The sequence below is a fragment of the Pedobacter sp. BAL39 genome (genome assembly GCF_000170795.1).
GTDB lineage: Bacteria > Bacteroidota > Bacteroidia > Sphingobacteriales > Sphingobacteriaceae > Pedobacter.
Genome location: NZ_ABCM01000017.1, coordinates 43,660 through 65,215, shown reverse-complemented (window position 1 = coordinate 65,215; position 21,556 = coordinate 43,660). Strand labels below are relative to the sequence as shown.

Here is a 21,556-nt window from a genome sequence, read left to right as displayed (position 1 = left end):
GCACCGCTTCGTCCCAGATCGCGTATCTTTGTAAACCCGTATCATTTATACCAATGACTAAACACGAAATCATACCTTGCGAACGTTGCGGCTCGGCCATTGAGTGTAAGGCAAATGCCTACACCAAGTGTCAGTGCAGCGTAGTGCAGCTGAGCATCAATGAGGTGCAGTACATCAGCGAGCTGTATGAGGGGTGTCTATGTGCCAAATGCCTGTTTGAGCTTCAGGAAGAATACCGCGAAACGGTGGCCCTGTAAGTATCCAGTACGCATCTTTAAAATAACAATTCGGGCAGAAAATTTTTTCTGCTAACTTTGCAGCACAAAATTTCGTAGAATGGCTAAAGTACAAGTTGGATTGGTACAGATGAGTTGTACCAGTAACAAACAAGAGAATTTAGATAAAGCAATCGTCAAAATCAGAGAGATTGCCGCTATGGGGGCACAGGTAGTGTGCCTTCAGGAGCTGTTTACTTCATTGTATTTCTGCGATGAAGAAGATTATGAAAACTTCAAGCTGGCAGAGGCCATTCCTGGCCCTTCCACAGATGTACTTTCCAAAGTTGCTGCTGAGCTGAACGTGGTCATCATTGCGTCCTTATTTGAAAAACGTGCTGAAGGTTTATACCACAATACTACTGCTGTGCTGGATGCGGATGGCGCCTACCTGGGCAAATACCGTAAGATGCACATCCCTGATGATCCTGGTTTCTATGAGAAGTTTTACTTTACGCCGGGGGACCTTGGCTATAAAGTTTTCAAAACCAAGTTTGCGAAAATCGGGGTGTTGATCTGCTGGGACCAATGGTACCCGGAAGCCGCCCGCCTGACCTCATTAATGGGGGCAGACTTCCTGGTGTATCCTACTGCAATCGGATGGGCCACCACGCAGGATGAGGGTACCAACACCGAACAATACAATGCATGGCAAACCATTCAACGTTCGCATTCCATCGCCAATGGTGTTCCTGTAGTGAGCATCAACAGGGTAGGTCACGAAGCGGGTGTTGACTTCTGGGGAGGGTCATTTGTCTCCAATCCGTTCGGTTCTATCCTTTATCAGGCGTCCCACTCGGAAGAAGAGTTGAAAGTAGTAGAACTGGACCTGTCAAAATCGGATAGTTACAGGACGCACTGGCCGTTTTTGCGCGACAGACGTATCGACAGTTATTCACAAATCACCAAAAGATATATAGATGACGAATCTATTTAACGATAGCCCTAGAAAGGCCGGATACCGCTTTCCTGCAGAATGGGCTAAGCATGAGGCTACATGGCTGAGCTGGCCGCATAAGGAGGCTTCATGGCCGGGGAAAATTGAGACCATCTATGCGCCTTACTGCGAGTTTATTAAAATCGTAGCTGAAGGGGAAAAAGTACGGATCAACATCAACGATGAAGAAACGAAGGTTTTCGCTATCGCTGAACTGGAAAAAGCTGGTGCTGACCTGAGTCAGATCGAATTTTACATGCAGCCTACCAATGATGCATGGTGCCGCGACCATGGCCCTGCATTCCTGTTGAATGAGGCTGCTGATCAAAAAGCAGTCGTCGACTGGGGTTATAATGCCTGGGGAGGGAAATATCCTCCATTTGATCTGGATGATGTCATCCCGACGAAAATAGCAGAGCGCTTTAACCTGCCCTTATATCTTCCTGAGATTGTAATGGAAGGTGGTTCTGTGGAATTTAATGGGGCAGGAACGATCCTGACCACAACGGCCTGTCTGCTGAATGAAAACAGAAATCCACACCTCAAAAAAGAAGAGATTGAACAATACCTGATGGAGTTTTATGGCGCGGAGCAGGTACTGTGGCTGGGAGATGGTATTGTTGGGGATGATACCGATGGTCATATCGACGACATCACACGCTTCGTCAACGAAGATACGGTGCTCACCGTCGTGGAAAGCAACCCGCTTGATGAGAACTATATCCTGCTGCAGGAGAACCTGGAGACCTTGAAAGGCATGCGTCTGCTCAGTGGAAAACCACTGAACATCATCAAGCTGCCGATGCCTTCACCAGTCATCCATGAGGATACACGTCTTCCGGCTTCTTATGCTAATTTCTACATCGCAAATGCTGCGGTAATTGTACCGACGTTCAGGGATGTAAATGATGAGAAAGCATTAAAAATTATCCAGGACGCTTTTCCAGACAGAAAGGTTGTAGGGATAGATTCTACAGACATCATCTGGGGTCTGGGCAGCTTCCATTGCCTGAGTCAGCAGGAGCCAGCCCTGACCAATCAGTAATCACAAAAAAGAAAGAAAACATTTCCAAAACAAACAAAATCATAATGAAATTATTAGAAGGAAAAACAGCATTAGTGACCGGCGCTTCCAAAGGAATTGGTCGTAAAATAGCAGAGAAATTTGCAGAACAAGGTGCGAAGGTTGCTTTTACTTACCTGTCGTCAGTAGAAAAAGGCGAGGCGCTGGAGAAAGAACTTGAAGTGTACGGTACACAGATCAAAGGGTATCGTTCTGATGCTTCCAAGTTTGACGAAGCTGAAAAACTGATCAATGATATCGTTGCTGATTTTGGTTCTTTAGATATCGTGGTGAACAATGCGGGAATCACAAAGGATGGCTTACTGATGCGCATGAGCGAAGAGCAATGGGATGATGTGATCAACGTCAACCTGAAGTCTGTTTTCAATGTATCAAAAGCAGCCTCAAAAGTAATGATGAAGGCACGCAAAGGATCCATCATCAACATGAGCTCTGTAGTAGGGGTGCAGGGAAATGCCGGACAGGCCAACTACGCTGCTTCAAAAGCAGGTATCATCGGATTCTCTAAGTCGCTCGCAAAAGAACTTGGCTCACGTAACATCCGTACGAATGTGGTAGCTCCAGGATTTATCCGCACAGAAATGACGGACGTGCTAGACCCTAAAGTGGTTAAAGGATGGGAAGAAGGGATTCCTTTGAAAAGAGCAGGTGAACCTGAAGATGTTGCCAATGTATGCGTATTCCTGGCTTCAGACATGAGTGCTTACGTAACCGGACAGGTATTGTCTGTTTGCGGTGGTATGTTGTAACCTCCAATAGAAATAACATTAGTAACACCACAGAAATCATAGAAAAAGTCTTTAGATGTTGCACAATTTGAAATGCCCCCAAAAAGTTAGACACTTCTTGGGGGCATTTTTATGATTGTAAACTTCCCTGAGCATCCAGCTTTTCACGGATTTCCCTAACAAAAGAAAGTGTTGTTTTTGTTGCCTGCACTATAATTTCATTAGAAAGACTAGTTTGAGTGATCAAACCTTCGATTACCTCGCGTTTGGTTTTTTCAATGCCCCTTTTGATACCCTTTTCAATACCCGTTTCAATGCCCTCCTGGTAATAAGCGTCCTCTTCTATTTTAAACTTCGTTGTGATTGCCATAGCTGTTTTAAATTCTTTATTAAGTTTGCGTAATTGTACTAATGCTCTAAGTTGCTTTACATAGCGGTTTGTATTCAATTGACCTTTTTTATGTGCTGTCACACCCTGTAAAATTTCTTTAATTACATCTACCGGAGGGGTAGTATCAAAGTTGCCGAATATGGCAAGCAGTTTCTGTTCTGGTGATTTTGAATCTAAGAATATTCTGTGGCTATATTTTTGTAAAGGGATTAAAGAATAACTGAATTTTAGATTCTCTTCTTCAATAAAATCGGACATACTGGATTTTTCCCGCGCAAGGAAGATGACGTACTGCTTTACAACCATTCCATACTTACGGCGCAACATTGCTCTGTATGTCAGCATCCTGTCCTGCATAGATGGATCGTCTTCTGACTGCCATTCGAGCTGCAGTATATAAGTGTTTCCCTGAATGTCAGTTATTTTGCAAAGTTGATCAGGAATTCTTTCCGTTGTATATTGTAGACTCTCTTGCAAATCCTCCTGCTTTGCGATAACTATTCCCAGTATGTCCCTTATCAATTCAGGCAAAACTTTATGTATATTTTCCTTTACGATTTTATCGTATAATTTCGCCTGCGAAAGGATATTATCATTGTTGTAAGACTGCGCTTCCATATAAATCTATTCACACAATTATACGTATAAAAAATCTTATAGAATAATAAAAATATCTTAATTATTAATTATAGTGCTTTATTGTGTCTTTTTAAGCTATTTTTTTAGGCTGTAGATGTGTAAATAGAAGTTGTTGTTTAAGAAGTTAAATGTGGGTTGTTTAAAGTTGTGTCATTCTTTGGATATCTGATACTGCCCTGATTTGACCCTGATCTGTGGCAGCGTTTTGCGGCTTTCAAAATATTGATATCCTGTTTTCATTGAAGCCCAGAAGTTCCTGAACTGAGGGAATTGTTTTGCATTTTTCTCAAAGTTCACCTCATTCATCCGGAACGGGAACATGTAAACCGGAATTCGCTGCTGACCAGCATTCCTGGCTTCTATAGCCAATAGGTATACTTCTTTGATCTTTTCATCTGTCAGTGGAACACATCCGACCGTGACACAGTTACCATGGATATAAATCTCTCCTCCAGGCTTTTTAGTACCGCTCCTTGCAAGATCAACTGCATTGGGATAACTTACCCCGAGTGAAAGGTGAAAGTTGCTTTGAGGGTTGAAAGCGTTGATTTCGTAAAAGCCCTCTGGTGTCTGGTAATCACCTTCCTGAACCTTGGGCCCTAAAACCCCTGAGCGCGCGCAGAAACCATAACTGCGAAACAACTGGTAACGCGATGTTCCTTTTGGTTTCATCCAGACTTCCAGCATTCCCTCTTTTTTATAAGCCATGATCAGCAGCTCGGACCCTGCTGGAATTTTCGCTTCCAAAAGTGCCTTCTGCATCGGCTTCCAGGTATCCTGATAAGCAGCTTTTACTCTCGGGAATGTAAGTTGCCGCTTTTTAAAACCTTCGCTGCCATCATGGGAAGATGCTGCAGGGGGAATGTCAGTTTTGTCAGGCTGCGAGTGGATCATCAATATCAGTAGTAAGGAGCAAAGTAGGTCTTTCATGGGCCGGAGTCTCTAATGAATTTAAAGATAACATTTTCATCCTGTGCCTGCCTTTTATGCAAACAAATTAGCCGTATTTTTTTAAAATTTAGCATCTTTACTCAAATGCTTATGGGCGATGCTTTTCACATTACGACAATACTGGCTTTAATTGGCTGTCTCATTCTGGGCATGCTGCTTGCCTACCTGTTTTATCGTAGGACACCACACCTGGAGCCAAAACTTCGGATAGGCTTAGCTGTACTGCGGGCGCTGACCATCACCATCATCGGATGGCTGTTATTTTTTCCATTGGTCAAAAAGGTAAGCTACACCCTTCAGAAACCATTGATCATTATTGGTCAGGACAATTCTCTTTCGGTGAACCATGTTAGCCCACCGGATTTTGACAGAAAGGCCTACGAGACGCAGTTACAGGCGCTTGCCAAACGTCTTTCGTCTGAATATGAAGTTAAAGTTTACAATTTTAGCGATAGCATTAAACCAGGGTTTGATTTTAAGAATCAGGGTAAACTTAGTAACGCCACCACTTTTTTGAACCGCTTAAAGGATGAATACCTCAACAGGAATGTCGGAGCGGTCATTCTTGCCAGTGATGGCATTTTTAACAGCGGAGGAAGTCCGCTGTACGATATTCAACAGCTAAAGGCGCCCATATATACCGTTGCTCTGGGAGATACCATCCCCAGGAGAGACGTTAGTGTGGCCAACGTCAATTACAACAACCTGGTTTATCTGAATAATGAATTTACCATAGAGCTACAGGCCGAAGCCTTTGAAAGTAAAGGCGCCAGGTCACGCATCTCCGTAACTGAAGACGGCAAAGAGGTTTATCAGGGGAGCCTGGACATCAATACCAGTGCCTTTGCAAAAACCATCTCCATCCCTCTGAAAGCCACAAAAACCGGGCTTAGGAAATATGTTGTATCGCTGAGCCCTATCGGTAACGAGGTTTCTGAGCAAAATAATACCCGGCAGTTTTTTATAGAAGTTATTGACGGGAGACAGAAGATCCTGATTGCTGCGGGAGCTGCACATCCTGATATTGCGACCATCAGGCAGTCGCTTGCTGCACATAAAAATTACGAACTGAAGGTTGCTGTCGCCGAAGAACTGAATGCTCTTGATCCTAAAGACTTCGGACTGGTGATTCTCTACCAGTTGCCTGATGTGGACAATCATGCTGCGGCATTCCTGCAGAAGCTCGGTTCAGTAAATACCCCTGTCTGGTATGTGATTGGTGCACAAAGTAATACCAGCCGCTTTAACCAGCTGCAATCGCAGGTTAGTTTTAGCGGCAACAACAATACCCTGCAGGAAGCCTTTGCGGAAGTAAATGCAGATTTCACACAATTTGGATTGGATGCAGGCGCCGTAAAAGTCATCAATGGGTTCGACCCGCTGCAAGTGCCGATGGGTGTACTTAAAGTGAATGGCAATGGCATGATTGCCTTAAGCCAACGGATTGGCAAAATTAAAACAGGAGCACCACAGCTGTTTTTTATGAATGAAAATGGAAGGAAATCGGGCTACCTGATGGGGGAGGGCATCTGGCGATGGAAATTGTCGGAAGCCAAAGATGGAATCACCCCATCTGTAGTAAACAATCTCCTGTCGCAGACCGTGCAGTACCTTGTAGCAAAAGACGATCTGCGGAAGTTTAAGGTCACTCCTTCGAAAAATACATTCAATGAAAATGAACATGTGCTGATTAATGCCGTGCTTTATAACGACAGTTATGTTGCTGTAAATACACCGGATGTCAATATCCGCCTCAAAAACCAGGATGGTAAAATTTTCACTTTCTTGTTTTCAAGAACCAGCGCTGCCTATCAGCTGGATGCGGGATTGTTGCCGGCAGGAAATTATACCTTCAATGCCAGCACTACCCTTGGCGATAAAAAATACCAGGCTGATGGTGCGTTTTACATCAATGCCATGGTGCTGGAATATCAACAAACGATTGCAAATCATCAGCTCCTCAGCAACATGTCACAGCAAACCAATGGAAAGATGTATATGCCCCGGCAGCTATCGGCTATCGCTGATGACCTCAAGGCCAACGAACAGATCAAGACCTTAAGTTTTGAAGACCGCAAATACGAGGAACTGATTAATTTTAAATGGCTCTTTGCTATGGTCATGTTCCTACTCACACTGGAATGGTTCTTCAGAAAGAGAAATGGCGAAATTTAAAGTATAGGATATGGAAATCAGCACAATGGAAACCATTGAGACCCTCGGCACCATCTCTTTCGCCATCTCGGGCTCCTTCGCGGCAATGCAACGCAGGCTTGATCCTTTCGGTGTGCTCATCATTGCCTTTGTGACTTCCATTGGGGGTGGTACGTTGCGGGATTTACTTCTTGGGGATACTCCTGTGGCATGGATGCGCGATGTGAACTACTGTCTGCTGATTTTGCTCACTTCCTTTGCGACCATCTTCTTCAAAACACAAATTAAAAAGTTTAAGGTCACACTTTTTATGTTCGACTCCATGGGGCTCGGTTTGTTTACACTCCTCGGTATACAGAAAGGGATTATGTTTGGACTGAGTCCCGGCATCTGCATCGCTCTGGGTACCATCACCGGGTGCTTTGGTGGTATCATCCGCGATACGCTGCTGAATACAATTCCCCTCATCTTCAGAAAGGAAATCTATGCCACGGCCTGCATCCTGGGTGGGATACTTTACTTTTTACTGAAATCGTTTAATTTGACAGAAGAGATCAATACCATTATCGTAATTGCCTTCATCTTCGTCCTGAGGATTATCGCAGTGCGCTTCAAACTGGCACTACCTAAGTTCGGATATTAGTCTTTCGGGGCTTCCTTCACGATTACGAAAACATCCTCATTGTCTTTCTTCATGAAGTATTTTTCACGCGCAAACTTCTCTGCTGTGTTGAGGTTCGAATTCAGCTCATTCAGGTCTTTTTTAACCTGGGCCGTCTCCTTCTCATAGAAGTCCTTCTCTTCCTGCAGCTTGTTCACCACAGACCTGTACTCGTATTGAGAAATCATGTCGTTCTTATCGAAGAATAACATCCATACAATAAAAGCTGCCACAGAGAGGAAGTATTTATTGCGTATGAGTTCCAGCAGACGTTCCATACCAACAAAGATATCAAAAATATCTTCCATTCGTCCCCAAATCTTTGAAGGAAAGATTTGCACGTCCTCATGTAAGATATTTTCTCATGACCAAACCCCACAGCATTTTCAATAGCGCGGCGTGAATGCAGGGTTAGTGTAATGTGAGGAAAAGATAGATACTCTCTTACTGCCAAACCCACAGCATTTTCAATAGCGCGGCGTGAATGCAGGGTTAGTGTAATGTGAGGAAAAGATAGATACTCTCTTACTGCCAAACCCACAGCATTTTCAATAGCGCGGCGTGAATGCAGGGTTAGTGTAATGTGAGGAAAAGATAGATACTCTCTTACTGCCAAACCCACATCATTTTCAACAGCGCGGTGTGAATGCAGGGTTAGAATGGTAATGTGAGATAAATAGATATTTTCTCATGACCAAACCCTAGAGCATTTTCAACAGCGCGGTGTGAACAGCATTGATGTGGAGACGTAATAACAGGTCGTCAGGTTTTAGGCGGCGGGTTTTCCGCGGTTTTTATGATTAAATGAATCCAATAATTTATCTGGAATTCGTTGTGCAGATGTAGTTACGCTTATTGTCGGCATTATTGGGAAACCGTCTGGTTTGACAATATTTAGCAGGTTGGCCTGCATTATAACGGTACAAGCTATGTTTTGAGCTGCAGAAGGTTTTATCGATGCTTTGGAGTCGCTGACGAGGTTTTTCAATTCGGCAAGTTGAACCTGTAATTCCTTTACTTGCTGCTGCAAGGCTTCGTTTTGCTGCTGCTGTATTTCCAGATACTGAAGCAGTTGATCCTGAGAGGTTAAGCAAGGAGCAGGCACCTCGTTATTAGACTTTTTCTTTGAGGTCTTCTTTTTAGCATGCGCTATTTTTTTAGTCTTGGCATTCTTTTGATCTGACTTTATAACGATGGGGTTTTGTTTCTTTTTTGTTTTCTTCTTTATCGGTGGATGCGCGCCGTCTTCAAAAGCAAAATTTGTTGTCATCCATTTTTTAGGCTTGTCCTTAAATTCACCTGGATTAATACTGAAATCACAGATCATGGCCGGACAGAAAGATTTGTTGTTCAGATATACCTGCAGATTGGAATGTTGCGTATGAAAATGTAATGCCATGCTGGTTACGCAGAAACAGCCTTCTGGAATGTCGTAAGACCATTCCGTAGATGGAAAACTCTGCTGATGTCTGTCTATATTGAAAGTCTCAGTCATGTCTCCATCCATCATACACTCGTCTTTTGTCTTTAGCGAGGCAATGTATACCGATATAATGATGGTGCAGGAATCTGCCTCACGGGGGAATTTAAGCGTTTTGTTGACCGCAAATTCCGGTATCCTGACTAGGAGTTTGCCATTCTGAAGGCTTACTTCAGGCATAGCCAGGAAGTTCTCCCTCATCGGAGAATTTTGATTCATTTCAAAGCCTTCTATTGGTTTAAAAGCATCGGGCTGAAAATGAAAGTCTCCCGTCGATGCATCCCGATGTTTTCTCAAAATTGCACAGGTTTCTTTATTCATTCGATTCACCGCTGTTCCATCCTGAATAAAATGAATCTCGCGCATGTTATCCCGCAGATTTGCACCGAACGAACTGGCTATACCAAATACCGTCGCCGCATTTTTTGTCGCATCGGTTTGCCTGATGTCGCCTTTCATTACTCGAGCCTTCACCACAGCCTTGCCTCGCCATCTACTAAAGGTGACAGGCCCCACCGCACCTACAATTGTTTTGTTCTCTAGCCTTCCCATATACTTAAGGTTTTAGATTAATATAGAGTACTCTTTGAGCGAATATACAGAGATTTTTGAATAAATCAATAGTAATTAGATTTAAAATTTATGTTGACTCCACCTTTTCTCATAAATATCTGTTCTCAACGCGTTATTAAGGTGGACTCAATGTGGACTTATCTGCTCTTTTATATAACAATGGGCTAGTTTCGGTCTTGTTCATGTCGGCTGTTTATACCTTATACCAGGTATTTAGGGTAATAATTGTTGCACCTGACGAGGTATTAGTGAATAAGATTTACATGGTCCCGGACCTTAAAATAGTGCTGGACATTGACCTCACAAAGTGGTGTGGCATAGACACCTGTAAATTCATTGAAACAGATAATACGACGCGTTTTCCGGACAACTTATGTTTAAAATGAATAAAGGAGCTGGATAGTCTGAGGTCACAACCTGTGACCTTAAAACAAGAATTTGGCGGAACATGCTATATGGCCTGAAATGCTGATGGCACATGAAGATGCTTTCATTAGGGTAGAAGAAAATGAAAAACCGTCAATGAAACATGATCATAAAAGAAGTAAAAGGTAACGCTGTCACAATATCTGACCTGTTGATACACTCGCTATTGCTGAATTTTTGGGCATAAAAAAACCAATGCTCTTTAAGGACATGCAAATCTTTCTTCAAAGATTTGAGGACGAAAAGAGTATTGGTTTTTTTAGAACTTAAACTTCTTATTTTTTGTAGAATTTGAAGTCTTTTCCAATGAAACGTGCAGCAGAACCAAGTTCTTCTTCAATACGTAACAATTGGTTGTATTTTGCGATCCTGTCAGAACGTGACGCTGAACCAGTTTTGATCTGACCACAGTTTAAAGCAACCGCTAAATCAGCAATCGTAGTATCTTCAGTCTCACCACTTCTGTGACTCATTACCGAAGTATAACCGTTAGTCTGTGCCAGGCTTACTGCGTTGATGGTTTCAGTAAGAGAACCGATCTGGTTTACTTTTACCAGGATAGAGTTTGCAGTAGCTTCGTTGATGCCTTTCTGAAGACGTGTTACGTTAGTTACGAACAAATCATCACCAACCAACTGTACTTTATCACCAACTCTGTCAGTTAATAATTTCCAGCCTTCCCAGTCGTTCTCATCCATACCATCTTCGATAGAGATGATCGGATATTTCTCAGTTAACTGAGCCAGGTATTCTGCTTGTTCAGCGCTGGTGCGGATGGCACCTTTTTCGCCTTCGAATTTAGTATAGTCGTATTTTCCGTCTTTGTAGAATTCAGAAGAAGCACAGTCAAATGCCAGACAGATTTGCTCACCTGGTTTGTAACCTGCTTTTTCAATTGCTTTCAGGATAGTTTCTACTGCATCTTCAGTACCATCAAAAGTTGGGGCAAAACCACCTTCATCACCTACAGCAGTAGAAAGACCGCGGTCATGCAGGATTGCTTTCAGGTTATGGAACACTTCGGTACCCCATCTTAATGCTTCAGAGAAGGAAGAAGCACCAACAGGCATGATCATGAATTCCTGGAATGCGATAGGGGCATCAGAGTGAGAACCACCATTTACGATGTTCATCATCGGGATAGGAAGGATGTTTGCGTTCACACCACCGATGTAGCGGTATAAAGGCTGACGGCTTTCCTGTGCTGCTGCTTTAGCTACTGCCAGTGAAACACCAAGAATGGCATTCGCACCCAGGTTTCCTTTATTTTCAGTTCCGTCAAGTTTGATCATCAATTGGTCGATTGCATTTTGTTCAAATACATCCACACCTTTCAACTCGTCAGCAATTTTATCATTTACATTGGCAACGGCTTTCAAAACACCTTTTCCCATGTATACAGATTTGTCGTTGTCGCGAAGCTCTACTGCTTCGTGCATACCTGTAGAAGCACCAGAAGGTACTGCTGCACGGCCAAGAACGCCATTCTCTGTAATTACATCTACTTCAATTGTTGGATTACCACGGGAGTCAAGGATCTGCCTTGCTTGAACATCAATTATTAAACTCATTTTAATTGGTTTTGATTTGTAAATAAGCCTTAGTGTAAAAACTACAATTACTAAGGCGATAATTCAAAGGTATAATAAATTTTAAATTATAGGGTTTGATCGTCTATTTTTTTAGCCTGTGCCTTCATTAAGAAATAGTTAAGCCTATTCCCACTTGAAAACTTTCACGGCTACGGCATATACACCTATGCCCCAGATGACCATGATCACTATTTGCTGTTTCACATCCCAAAGACCTGCGCCTTCAAAGGCAACCTTTCTCATCGCATCGTTCAGGTAGGTGAGTGGCAAAGCCCTGCTGATGGGCTGTAACCATGCCGGAAAGGCATCAATAGAGAAAAATGTGCCTGACAAAAGAAACTGGGGCAGGGTGATGATGTTGGATATCGGCGGGATGGTACTTTCACTTTTGGCAATGCCGGAGACCACAAAACCGAAGCCCATGAACACAATCAGCCCGATTGTAGAGAGAATGAGCATGTTCAGTATCGTGATGATGCCGTGGATGAGGGTAAAATGAAAGAAATAGTGACCTACGACAATAATGAATACTGCGCCCAGTAACGCAAAGCCTATTCTTGCAATTCCTTCTCCGAAAACAATGCTGGATCTTCTCACCGGAGTGGCAAAAAAGCGTTTGATGACCAGGTTCTGGCGCAGACTGAAAAAGATAAAGGCAGTTCCGAATACACCTGTGCTCAATAGGGAGAAACCAAGTTGTCCTGGTAAGATAAAATCGATCCTGCGGTAGATCCTGCCCTGCACAGTGCTTTCGTTGAGTTGAGCCACTGTTGGCATCACGTCTTTTGCATTGAGGGTGTAGAAAAGGTTGTTGAGTACTGATTTCAGGATATTGCCCTTGTCTACTGATGCTGATGTATATTTTACGCTGGTCAGGAAGGCCGGTTTTCCCGATGGATTCTTTTGTATGTCAATCTGGGCGTCGATGTTGCCCTTCTGCAGTGCTGCATTGATCTCTTCGGATGTTTTATCCCTGAGCAGGTGGATGACACTGCTGGCTTCCAGTGCTGAGATGACCGGATTCCGCAGGTCTGAACCCGGCGCAATCGCCACGTCAACCTTGATGCCGCTCCCGCCAAGAAAGCCGAATACGAGAATAAATATCAAAGGAAAGGCCAGTGTAAAAACCACTGCAGACGGACTGCGCATGATGGACCTGAAACTTGCCTTCGCAAGGGCCAGTGTGGCCTTGTTATGATTGTAGGATGTGCTCATTGCTGTTTTTTAATTGTCTTCCCGCCATTCCTTCCCGGTGAGGTTGATGAATACATCTTCCAGGTTGGCTTTCTTTACTTCTTTTTTTCTCTCAAAACCGCTGCTGACCAGTTGGTCAATGAGGTTATCCGGTGTATCCAGTGCGATGATCTGTCCGCGCTCTACGAAGGCTACTCGGTCGCACAATTGCTCCGCTTCATCCATGTAATGGGTGGTAATCACTACGGTAGTACCTTGGTTGCGGATGTCGATGATCAGGTCCCATAGGTTGCGTCGTGCCTGAGGGTCAAGGCCAGTGGTCGGCTCGTCCAGGAAAATGATCTTTGGTGAATTGATAAGTGTGGTGGCAATGGAAAAACGTTGTTTCTGTCCGCCGGAAAGCGCTTTGTATTTTGCTTTTGCCTTGTCCTGAAGGTTTACCTTGGCCAGCATTTCCATCGGTTTGATGTCTACACCGTATAGGCCCGAGAACAGTTCCATCAGCTCTACCAGGTTGAGGTTGGGATAATAGCCCGCTGCCTGCAGCTGTACACCGATGATCCTTTTGATCTTACTGGCTTCCCTGGTCACATCGAAACCATCAACAGTAATTTCTCCGGATGTTTTCTCCCTCAGGGTTTCAATAATTTCGAGAGTGGTCGTTTTTCCGGCACCATTTGGCCCGAGGAGGCCAAATATTTCATTTTTATATACATCAAAACTGATGCCCTGCACCGCCGTAAAGTCGTCGTAGCTCTTGACCAGGTTCTTTACGCTGATAATGGCGTTGGTATTGTCCATACTATAAATGTAAGAAGGTTTAGAAGAATAGAAAACTAATCCTTGCTAAACCTTCGAAAATGTCGTTTAAATGATTTGTCCGACAGGACAATTGATATTACCAGGCCAGTTCGCCTTTGATCATCTCAATGAAGTCATCAAAAAGATAACGTGAATCGTGAGGACCTGGAGAAGATTCCGGGTGATACTGTACGGAAAATGCTTTTTTACCTTTTACGCGGATGCCTTCGATCGACTGGTCGTTGAGGTTGATGTGGGTAATCTCTACCTTATCGGAGTTTCTCACTTCATCAGGCACGACACCGAAACCATGGTTCTGAGAAGTTACTTCGCAGTGGTCTTTGATGATGTTTTTTACAGGATGGTTCAATCCCCTGTGGCCGTTGAACATTTTCATCGTACCGATTCCGTTGGCTTCAGCAAGGAGCTGGTGGCCTAAGCAGATTCCGAAAAGTGGCTTGTCGGCTGCCAGAACCTGTTTTACTGTTTCGATGGCATACGGCATTGCTGATGGATCACCAGGGCCATTGGAAATGAAATAACCATCAGCACCCCATTTGTCCATTTCCTCAAAGCTGGTCTTTGCAGGGAACACCTGTACATAGATGTCTCTGTCGTCAAAGTTGCGCAGGATGTTTTTCTTGATGCCCAGGTCTAATGCAGCAATTTTATAGGTCGCATCCGGAGATCCATAGAAATAAGCTGTTTTGGTAGACACTTGTGAAGAAAGCTCCAGTCCGTCCATGGAAGGTACTTCTGCAAGTTTCTTTTTCAACTCTTCCAGGTCAGTGATCTCTGAAGAGATGATGGCGTTCATGGCGCCTTTATGTCTGATGTGACGTACCAGCGCACGGGTGTCAATATCGGAGATACCAACAATGTTTTCATTTTGAAAATAATCCTGAATAGATTCAGAGGCTTCCTTGCGGCTGAAACCGATATTGTAATTTTTACAAACCAGTCCGGCAATTTTAATGCTCTCTGACTCAATCTCTTCTTTATGGATGCCATAATTTCCAATGTGCGCATTGGTGGTAACCATAATCTGTCCGAAGTAAGAAGGATCAGTGAAAATTTCCTGATAGCCTGTCATACCAGTGTTGAAGCAGATTTCTCCGGTAGTTGTGCCGATTTTTCCAGCAGCTTTACCGTAATAAACGGTGCCATCAGCCAATAACAAGATTGCAGGTAACTTGGTGTAGTTAGTCATTGTTTAAGTAAAAATGAAAAATTATGGTGAAAAAAGAGAAAAATGATGGTTTGTGTGTGATTTTGATATCACTTCTGTAGTTAACAAATGTGCTGTTAAGTGTCCCCTTCATTTCGGGATACAAAGATACGTTTTACATGATGGATATCAATATTTTTTTTTAAATTTAGCTATGCAGAAAACCTTGAAAGTTAGAATTGTCCCTGGGCTGCTGTTAGGCTCTTTCCCTAGTTCGGTCTTTTCTCCTCGCCAACACCTGTTGGCAAAACTGATGTGTGTCACAAAAAAGATAAAACTCATCATATTTCCAATGTAAAAAGTAATTTTGCGGCAACTAAACATAAAAAACGATGTCTGTAAATAAAGAAGTAAAGCGGATCACTACGCGTAGTTTACAAGAAATGAAAAACCGTAAAGAGAAGATCGCCATGCTCACTGCATATGATTATTCTATGGCTACCATTCTTGATGACGCTGGTCTGGACGTTTTGCTGGTTGGAGACTCTGCTTCAAATGTGATGGCAGGTCATGAGACTACATTGCCGATTACATTAGATCAGATGATCTACCACGCACAGTCGGTAGTAAGAGGGGCTTCACGCGCCCTGGTGTTGGTCGACCTTCCTTTCGGGACCTACCAGGGAAATTCAAAGGAAGCGCTGAGCTCAGCCATCCGCATCATGAAAGAATCCGGTGCCCATGGAGTAAAACTCGAAGGAGGAACGGAAATCGTGGAGTCTGTACAAAGGATCATTACTGCAGGTATCCCTGTGATGGGGCACCTCGGACTGACGCCGCAGTCGATTTATAAATTTGGTACTTATACTGTTCGTGCCAAGGAGGAAGCGGAAGCTTTCAAATTGAGAACTGATGCCAAGGCTTTGCAGGAAGCAGGATGTTTTGGCGTGGTGCTGGAGAAAATCCCAGCTGCATTGGCTAAGGAAGTCTCTGAGGAGTTATTCATCCCTACCATCGGCATTGGTGCCGGCCCGCATTGTGACGGACAGGTGTTGGTCGTGAACGACATGATCGGCTTGACCAAAGGCTTTAAGCCACGGTTCCTGCGTCAGTATGTCAACCTTTATGAAGGTATACTGGGTGCAGCACAGTCTTATATCAAGGATGTGAAGTCTAACGACTTTCCGAATGAGAAAGAGCAATATTAAATAGATTGATCATTTCAATTAACAGAACACATATTCACATTTAACGCATAGGCAAGCTACCTTGCAGCCGTAACCCATAAGAATGCCCGTAACCGCTAAAGATATATTATACGAAGACAATCACCTGATCGCCATCTGTAAGCGCGCCGGGGATATTGTGCAGGTGGATGAAACAGGGGATGAGCCCCTGGATGAGCAGGTAAAGAAATATCTGGCGAAAACCTACAACAAACCTAATAGTGCTTTCCTTGGGGTTGTGCACAGGCTGGACAGGCCAGTGAGCGGCGTGATCCTCTTTGCCAAAACCAGTAAGGCTTTAGAACGCATGAATGCGGTATTTAAGAACAGGGAGGTGAAGAAAACCTATTGGGCCATTGTACGTAACAAACCGGCAAAACCTTCGGGTACGCTGGTACACTGGCTGGTAAAAAACCCGCAGAAGAATGTAGTTACCCCGCACCAATCGGAAGTGCCCGGAAGCCAGCGTGCGGAACTGAGTTATCGGCTGATCGGGGAACTGAACGGTTATTACCTGATTGAAGTGGATCCACTGACGGGCAGGTCACATCAGATCCGTGTACAACTGTCCACATTGGGCTGTCCTATTGTGGGCGACAATAAATATGGATATCCAAGAGGAAGCCGGAAAGGCAGCATTTGCCTGCATGCCCGCCGGCTCCAGTTTGTACATCCTGTAAAAAAAGAACCGGTGAATATCTTTGCCAAACTTCCCGTAGATGGTTTCTGGGAGAAGTTTGAACATATGTAGACGACGGGAGTACTACGGTTTACAGGTGCTTACCGATCTATTTGCAGGTTACAGGTGAATAGATGATGGAGCCATCAAATTTTAGTTCCGCACGGTTCTTGAAAGAGATTTTTCCCTTTTTGTCTATCACGTCTCCAAAACCTTCATAATACTGTTCTCCTTTTTTCAGGAGTACCAATTCACGGGTGGAACGCACACCTTCCGAATCAAACAGATATTCGGCGATAATGGTGTCTCCTTTGATTTCTCCACTGATCGTTCCCTTGTTTTTATCTTTTTCAAACAGGTTATAGGCCAGATCGCCTGTCACCTCCTGCCCTTCAATGTTCAGCTTCAGCAGGATGCTGTCTTTGTCTTTAATGTAGGCATAACAGTTTTCCGACTTGCCCGCGATGGGATTGGTAGGCATAGCCGTAGTGTCCGGCGATTTCATCGCAGAACTGTCGCCGGTTTGATGTTCTGAGTTATTGCTGGTGCAGGCGGCAAAGATGCCGAGTGCCATTCCTAATGATAAAAGTGTCTTTTTCATAAAGCAGGTATATTGATCTTTTTTTGATGCTGAACTACTTGCAATTATGCTGCCATTTGTGACGGCGTGTTGTGATCCGCTGAAAACAAAAACCGTCCCGCTTCATGAATCATGATGCCGGGACGGTTTTTGTTTGCCTTAGCAAAGATTACTTCCAAATGTAGGTTCCCGCTGATCCTGCCGGTAGGGTAGTGGTCACCACCTTTCCCTTATAGCCGATGTTGAACGTCTGGTTGCTGGAGCTGGTGTTCATGGCTACCATCACCAGTTCTCCGTCCGGAGTTTTGAATGCTGTATTCTGTATGTTGTTGTTTTGCGTTGAGGATATGCGCTGTGAGCCTGGTCTCACAAATTTCGACGCGTGTCCGATGATGTAGTAAGCTACGTTCCTGCTGACCTCTGTGCCACCAATGGTGATGGCACCAAGGCATGAAGTACATCCTCCATCAGGAGTAAAAGGACGATAGTTAGGATCTGCCGCCAGGTTCCACTCCAGAACCGTCCTGCTCCAGTTGCGTGTAGCTCCTATGATGAGGGTGGAAACATGCCACTTCAGGTCTTCATTGAACTTACCCGGACCGCCTACCCATTGCTCGGTAAAGTACAGGTTCTTGTCGGGATGAGCCTCATGAACTTTCGACAGCGCATCGATTTGTCCGCCGTACAGGTGGAAGGCCGAGCCGTCTACGTATTGCTTTGCATCGGCATCATTAAGGATCGTGATTGGATAGTCCGGGCGATCTGCATTGTGGTCGTAAATGATAATTTTCGTTTTGATGCCAGCGCTGCGGAACACGGGGCCTAGGGCAGACTTTACAAATACCGCCTGGTCTTCAGCCTTCATGTACATGCTGGGATTATTACCGGGGTGCAGGGGTTCGTTCTGTATCGTCAGTGCATCGATGATGATCCCCTCGGCCTGCATGGTTTCAATATATTTCTGCAGATATTTTGCGTACACCTGATAATATTCTGGTTTCAGGCTGCCGCCTTTGAAAGCTTCGTTGTCTTTCATCCAGGTCGGTGCCGTCCATGGCGAACCCATGATTTTGATCTTAGGGTTGATGGCAATGATTTCCTTAAGTACCGGCACCAGGTCTGTCATTTCTTTCGCGATAGAGAAATTTTTGAGCTCCGGGTCGGTTTGTCCCTTCGGCATCTCATCATAGGTGAAGGTTTCAGCGCTGAGGTCGGATGCGCCTACGCTCAGGCGCAGGTAGCTTACCCCGATACCATTTCCCTCGGTACTGAAGAGTTCTTTCAGCAGCGCCGCTCTTTTTGCGTCAGGCAGCGCCTTGATCAGGCTGGCACTGCCGCCGGTAAGGGTATAGCCAAATCCATCAATGAACTGGAAGGTCTGCTGGTCATCGATCACGATGGTCGGGTTGCTGTTGCTGGCCTGACCGAAGTTAAGTGAGACGTTTTGCTTTTGAAGCAGTGCAGATTTATCGCCATTGGTGAGCCATAGGGCTACATCTGAGGGACCGGCAGCACCTGCTGGCGTGATCGCCGGACCGGTTTCTGCATTTTTCTTATACGCGCAGGAGCCCAGGGCAACTGCAAACAATAAGCTGAGCTGTAATAATTTCATTTGCGTGTTTTTCGGTAGCATCCGGATGGGCTTGCAATGACTCACCCGGATGGTATGTATAGTTATATAAATTGTTATTCTGTTACAGGCTGTAGTTAAAGTTGGCCTTCTGATCGCCGATCTGAACAGTAAACTCACCCGGTTCAGTCACCTTTTTATTGTCGGTACCCACAAAAGCAAGGTCTTGCGGACTGATCCTGAAGGTTACTGTTTTTGTCTCACCGGCTTTCAGCTCCAGTTTGTCAAAGCCGCGCAGGCGTTTGATGTCCGGGCTGATCATGCTGGCCACGAGGTCAGATGTGAACAATAACACCGTTTCTTTTCCAGTTACCTTGCCGGTATTGCTGATGTTGACGCTGATGGTCATGCTTTCGCCAGCTTTCAGTGTATTGCTGCTGAGCTTCAGCTGGTCATATTTAAATGAAGTATAGCTGAGGCCGTGCCCGAAAACGTATTGAGGGTTATAGTCTGCATCGTAGTTGTAAACTCCTTCAGTAGTTTCTCTTGATTCCGAAGGTTTGTGGTAATAGGTAAATAAGGCATTTGGAAACTGAGGGTAAGTGTATGGCAGCTTCCCAGAGGGGTTGACATCACCATAAAGCACATCTGCAAGTGCATCGCCACCAAAGTTACCTGGCAGGTAGCTCTGTATCACAGCACTCATCTTTTTCTCAAACTTGCTGATGATGCGCGGCCTTCCTTCATTCAGCACCAGGATGATTTTTTTTCCTGTTGCCGCCAGTCGCTGTGCCAGTTCTGTTTGCAGGTCTGATAAGTACAGATCGTTCAGGTTACCTGGAGTTTCTGTGTAGGTGTTTTCGCCAAGGCATAGTACAATCACATCTGCGGTCTGCGCCGCGGCAATGGTTTCTTCAAGTTTGTCGGCATATTCTTCATAATATTTGCCATCCATTTTATAGCTTACTCCAGGCAGATACGTCACCTTGTCCTTCCCAGCTTTTAGCTGTAATGCCTCCAGAATGGTGTTGTATTTTCCGGCAAACTCCTCTACCTTTTCTCCCTGCCAGGAGTACGTCCAGGCGCCGTTTAGGGTACGCATGGAATTGGCATTTGGTCCTGTCACGAGGATCTTCGCGGATTTTGACAATGGCAATGCCGCATCGGTGTTTTTCAATAACGTAATCGACTCTGCAGCGGTCTGATAAGCCGCATTTTCGAAGGCCTTGCTGCCAAACTTAGGATAGTCTTTAGGGTTAGTCGTCGGTTTGTCAAAAAGATTCAGCTCATATTTAACCCAGAGAATCCTCCTTACTGCGTCATCGATTCTAGATTCTTTTACTTTGCCTTCTTTAACAAGGGCAATCAGGTTGTCACAGAATGTTTCGTAGTTGTAGGCGATCATCGACATGTCGATACCTGCATTTATGGCCAGCATGATGGCCTCTTTATCGTCCTTGGCAATGTGGTCCCTTTTGTAGAGGTTTTCAATATCGCCCCAGTCGGTCACCACCAGGCCCTTGAAACCAAGCTCTTCTTTCAGCAGCTCTGTGAGGATGTGATGGTTTGCATGTACAGGTACGCCATTGATGATGCCCGAGTTGATCATGATCGTTTTTGCTCCTGCATCAATAGCAGCCTTAAACGGGGGTAGGTGGTATTCCCGCAGTGCCTGATCAGAGATGTAGGCAGGAGTCCTGTCTTTTCCCGATACGGGCACCTGGTAACCCAGAAAATGTTTCAGGGAGGTTGCCACCTTCTCAGGGTGTGCCACACGGCCATCTTCACCTTCATAACCTTTTACGGCAGCAAGTCCCAGCTCACTGATCACATAAGGATCTTCACCGAAGCTCTCCCATTGTCTTGGGAAACGCGGGTCAGCACCCAGGTCGAGCAAGGGTGCAAAGTTCCATGGAATGGAGCTTGCACGGGTTTCATAGGCCGTGATGGAAGCGCCGTTCTTAACCAGGGCACGGTTGAACGTTGCAGCCTGACCGATCTGCTGCGGGAACATCGTTGCACCAGCGGTATAGGTAGCGCCATGCATCTCATCTACACCATAGATCACGGGGATGCCATGTTTCGATTGTTTCATGGCCACGTTCTGAATTTTGCTGATGATGCCATACCATACCTGCGGGGTTCTTGCCCTGTTGTTGGAGGTGTTCAGCACTGAGCCTACATGATACTGCAGCAGGGTCTTTTTCAGGGCGGCATCATCGAGGCTGAAAGGCTCATCGCTTTCAAAGCGTCCTTTTCCTTTGCCAATGACATCAAGGGTCACCTGTGCCATCTGTCCGACCTTTTCTTCGATGGACATTTTTTTGATCAGGCTTTCAATTTTCGCCTGGTTGCCACTCTGGGCAAATGCTGTCGAAAAACAGCCGGAGAGTAGTAATAACGAAAGGCTTCTTCTAAATTTCATGTTGTGTGTATTAAAAAAAGGG

Annotated in this window: 19 protein-coding genes; 8 read left to right on the top strand and 11 right to left on the bottom strand. The window is 44.8% G+C overall.

Features of this window, described 5'->3' with window-relative positions; all coding sequences use genetic code 11:
- Window positions 1-53 precede the first annotated feature (53 nt).
- The 4 genes from PBAL39_RS18800 (at window position 54) to fabG (ending at window position 3,045) form a co-directional block, all read left to right on the top strand.
- A complete protein-coding gene (locus tag PBAL39_RS18800; protein WP_008244451.1) occupies window positions 54-257 on the top strand; it encodes a cysteine-rich CWC family protein in 204 nt (67 codons plus the stop codon).
- A 79-nt stretch (window positions 258-336) separates the two neighbouring features.
- The gene (locus PBAL39_RS18795) at window positions 337-1,212 is read left to right on the top strand and encodes a carbon-nitrogen hydrolase (protein ID WP_008244450.1); all 876 of its coding nucleotides are present in this window, start codon (window positions 337-339) and stop codon (window positions 1,210-1,212) included.
- Window positions 1,196-2,257, top strand: a complete 1,062-nt coding sequence (locus tag PBAL39_RS18790) for an agmatine/peptidylarginine deiminase (protein ID WP_008244449.1) — start codon at window positions 1,196-1,198, stop codon at window positions 2,255-2,257. The genes PBAL39_RS18795 and PBAL39_RS18790 overlap by 17 nt, the downstream gene beginning before the upstream one ends.
- Window positions 2,258-2,301: 44 nt before the next feature.
- On the top strand, window positions 2,302-3,045 hold the full coding sequence (fabG, locus tag PBAL39_RS18785) for a 3-oxoacyl-[acyl-carrier-protein] reductase (RefSeq protein ID WP_008244448.1): 744 nt from the start codon (window positions 2,302-2,304) through the stop codon (window positions 3,043-3,045).
- Window positions 3,046-3,154: 109 nt separating this feature from the next.
- Here fabG and PBAL39_RS18780 read toward each other — a convergent pair whose 3' ends face one another.
- Together PBAL39_RS18780 and PBAL39_RS18775 are read right to left on the bottom strand one after the other, a co-directional pair.
- Window positions 3,155-4,033: a hypothetical protein gene (locus PBAL39_RS18780; protein ID WP_008244447.1), complete on the bottom strand. Its 879-nt coding sequence runs from the start codon at window positions 4,031-4,033 to the stop codon at window positions 3,155-3,157.
- A gap of 171 nt (window positions 4,034-4,204) precedes the next feature.
- A complete protein-coding gene (locus PBAL39_RS18775) occupies window positions 4,205-4,984 on the bottom strand; it encodes a murein L,D-transpeptidase family protein (RefSeq protein ID WP_232282983.1) in 780 nt (259 codons plus the stop codon).
- A gap of 111 nt (window positions 4,985-5,095) precedes the next feature.
- Between PBAL39_RS18775 and PBAL39_RS18770 the strand changes: the two genes are divergently transcribed.
- The gene (locus tag PBAL39_RS18770; RefSeq protein ID WP_008244444.1) at window positions 5,096-7,180 is read left to right on the top strand and encodes a hypothetical protein; all 2,085 of its coding nucleotides are present in this window, start codon (window positions 5,096-5,098) and stop codon (window positions 7,178-7,180) included.
- Window positions 7,181-7,190: 10 nt separating this feature from the next.
- On the top strand, window positions 7,191-7,802 hold the full coding sequence (locus PBAL39_RS18765; protein WP_008244440.1) for a trimeric intracellular cation channel family protein: 612 nt from the start codon (window positions 7,191-7,193) through the stop codon (window positions 7,800-7,802).
- On the opposite strand, the gene PBAL39_RS18760 is transcribed toward PBAL39_RS18765, so the two are convergent.
- From PBAL39_RS18760 to carA, 6 genes are all read right to left on the bottom strand, one after another.
- A complete protein-coding gene (locus PBAL39_RS18760) occupies window positions 7,799-8,098 on the bottom strand; it encodes a septum formation initiator family protein (protein ID WP_039867122.1) in 300 nt (99 codons plus the stop codon). The two genes, PBAL39_RS18765 and PBAL39_RS18760, sit on opposite strands and share 4 nt — an antisense overlap.
- A 491-nt stretch (window positions 8,099-8,589) precedes the next feature.
- A complete protein-coding gene (locus PBAL39_RS18755) occupies window positions 8,590-9,852 on the bottom strand; it encodes a hypothetical protein (RefSeq protein ID WP_039867096.1) in 1,263 nt (420 codons plus the stop codon).
- Between the two features lie 722 nt (window positions 9,853-10,574).
- Complete coding sequence (gene eno / locus PBAL39_RS18745) at window positions 10,575-11,870, bottom strand: phosphopyruvate hydratase (protein WP_008244433.1); 1,296 nt, start codon at window positions 11,868-11,870, stop codon at window positions 10,575-10,577.
- Between the two features lie 144 nt (window positions 11,871-12,014).
- Window positions 12,015-13,106, bottom strand: a complete 1,092-nt coding sequence (locus PBAL39_RS18740; RefSeq protein ID WP_008244432.1) for an ABC transporter permease — start codon at window positions 13,104-13,106, stop codon at window positions 12,015-12,017.
- A 9-nt stretch (window positions 13,107-13,115) separates the two neighbouring features.
- A complete protein-coding gene (locus PBAL39_RS18735) occupies window positions 13,116-13,886 on the bottom strand; it encodes an ABC transporter ATP-binding protein (protein ID WP_008244431.1) in 771 nt (256 codons plus the stop codon).
- Between the two features lie 97 nt (window positions 13,887-13,983).
- Window positions 13,984-15,096 carry a glutamine-hydrolyzing carbamoyl-phosphate synthase small subunit gene (carA, locus tag PBAL39_RS18730; RefSeq protein WP_008244430.1) on the bottom strand — a complete coding sequence of 371 codons (1,113 nt, stop codon included), beginning with the start codon at window positions 15,094-15,096 and terminating at the stop codon, window positions 13,984-13,986.
- Between the two features lie 350 nt (window positions 15,097-15,446).
- On the opposite strand from carA, the gene panB reads away from it, so the two are divergent.
- Window positions 15,447-16,262: a 3-methyl-2-oxobutanoate hydroxymethyltransferase gene (gene panB / locus PBAL39_RS18720; RefSeq protein WP_008244429.1), complete on the top strand. Its 816-nt coding sequence runs from the start codon at window positions 15,447-15,449 to the stop codon at window positions 16,260-16,262.
- Between the two features lie 82 nt (window positions 16,263-16,344).
- Window positions 16,345-17,031, top strand: a complete 687-nt coding sequence (locus PBAL39_RS18715; RefSeq protein WP_008244428.1) for an RluA family pseudouridine synthase — start codon at window positions 16,345-16,347, stop codon at window positions 17,029-17,031.
- Between the two features lie 37 nt (window positions 17,032-17,068).
- Here PBAL39_RS18715 and PBAL39_RS18710 read toward each other — a convergent pair whose 3' ends face one another.
- The 3 genes from PBAL39_RS18710 to PBAL39_RS18700 all read right to left on the bottom strand — a co-directional run bounded on the left by PBAL39_RS18710 (window position 17,069) and on the right by PBAL39_RS18700 (window position 21,534).
- Window positions 17,069-17,560 carry a hypothetical protein gene (locus PBAL39_RS18710; protein ID WP_008244427.1) on the bottom strand — a complete coding sequence of 164 codons (492 nt, stop codon included), beginning with the start codon at window positions 17,558-17,560 and terminating at the stop codon, window positions 17,069-17,071.
- 148 nt (window positions 17,561-17,708) lie between these two features.
- The gene (locus tag PBAL39_RS18705; protein WP_008244426.1) at window positions 17,709-19,151 is read right to left on the bottom strand and encodes a glycoside hydrolase family 30 beta sandwich domain-containing protein; all 1,443 of its coding nucleotides are present in this window, start codon (window positions 19,149-19,151) and stop codon (window positions 17,709-17,711) included.
- Between the two features lie 82 nt (window positions 19,152-19,233).
- Window positions 19,234-21,534 (bottom strand): glycoside hydrolase family 3 N-terminal domain-containing protein, encoded by a 2,301-nt coding sequence (locus tag PBAL39_RS18700; protein WP_008244425.1) that lies wholly within the window; start codon window positions 21,532-21,534, stop codon window positions 19,234-19,236.
- Window positions 21,535-21,556 lie beyond the last annotated feature (22 nt).